The sequence below is a fragment of the Glycomyces sp. NPDC021274 genome, assembly GCF_040641195.1.
Lineage (GTDB): Bacteria > Actinomycetota > Actinomycetes > Mycobacteriales > Micromonosporaceae > Glycomyces.
In genome coordinates, this window is sequence record NZ_JBFADC010000081.1 from 1 (window position 1) to 1270 (window position 1270).

Below are 1270 nucleotides of genomic sequence, written 5' to 3' on the forward strand. Positions count from 1 at the left end.
CTCTCACACCCTCTTGAAGGGGCTCGACCGACTCTTCGGAAGGCTTGGGCCGCCGCCTGAAGAACTGCTCGGACAAAATGCACCTAAGTCCGGCGGAGGAGGCGCGGGTCGAAAATGACGGAACAGGTACCGCCTCAATCCAGTAGCCATCAATGGGCCCTGCAGTGGGCCGAGCTGCCCTCTGAGCACTTGAAAATTGCACTGGAGGCATTGGAACCGGAACTCGCCAGAGAGCACCAACTCAAGGTGCTGCAGGCACAGTTACAGATGCAGGAAGCAAAGGATCGCAGAAGCCACCAGCTGTACCTCATCGGGCTGATCAGCGGCTTTTCCATTGCGATAGCCATGTTGGCCGGTGCAGTGGCTGTGGGCCTGTCAGGGCACTCGTGGCTGGCGGCGATGCTTGCGGGCCCCAGCGTGCTGTCCCTTGCCGGCCTGTTTGTCTTGCGACGGATCGACGTGGGCATCTCTCGGCAAGCATCGCTTTCCCACCAGGCTGCCCTGAATTCCGCTGCGCAGTCCGTCCCTGGCAGCAGCGGCACTGCATAGTGCAACACGGCTGAAACGGCATGACCACCACCCGCGCCCATGGCTCCGTGACCGCGGAATCCGTCACCGCACCACCCCACAAAGGCATCGACTCCTCACACCGAATCGGTCAGCCACCGCCACCGGCACCGCCGGCTCGTCGAGCGCACGGTCGCCTGGCCGGGCGGCTGCTCTCACCTGCACCACCACGACAGACGCAAGGCCGAGCACTTCCTGGCCTTCGTCGGCCTCGCCTCAGCCCTCATCAGCCATCGCTGGCTCACCAACTGGAACAACGCCCAGGCGGAGCTTGTTCAGACAACCGATCCTCGGCCAGCCACAACGATGGGTTGAGCACGCCTAAGGTGAAGCAGTGGACACCGAGGCATTGCGATCGTTCGTCCGGGCAGCCGAGCTCGGCCAGTTCCAGCATGCGGCCGATGAGCTGGGCGTGACACAGCAGGCAGTCTCCAAGCGGATCGCCACCCTGGAGCGCGAGCTGGAAGTCCGCCTGTTCACACGTACCGCCCGAGGGGTTGAGCTGACACTCGACGGTCAGGCGTTTCTCTCCCACTCCCGGAGCATCGTCGCGGGGGTCGAGCGCGCCATCAACGCGGTCAGGCCCGGCTCCCGGGCCCTTCGGATCGACGTTCTCGGCCTGCGAAGCGCGCAAGCCGTCGTCCTGCACGACTATTGGCGGTCGCGTCCCGAAGCCAATCTCGACGTCGTGACCCTCAGAGCC

At 64.3% G+C, this 1270-nt stretch carries 2 protein-coding genes; both read left to right on the plus strand.

Annotated elements, in window-relative coordinates; all coding sequences use genetic code 11:
* Positions 1-114 precede the first annotated feature (114 nt).
* Positions 115-549, plus strand: a complete 435-nt coding sequence (locus AB0I03_RS26725) for a hypothetical protein (protein WP_360417389.1) — start codon at positions 115-117, stop codon at positions 547-549.
* A gap of 352 nt (positions 550-901) precedes the next feature.
* On the plus strand, positions 902-1270 hold a 369-nt coding region (locus tag AB0I03_RS26730), incomplete at its 3' end, for a LysR family transcriptional regulator (protein ID WP_360417391.1).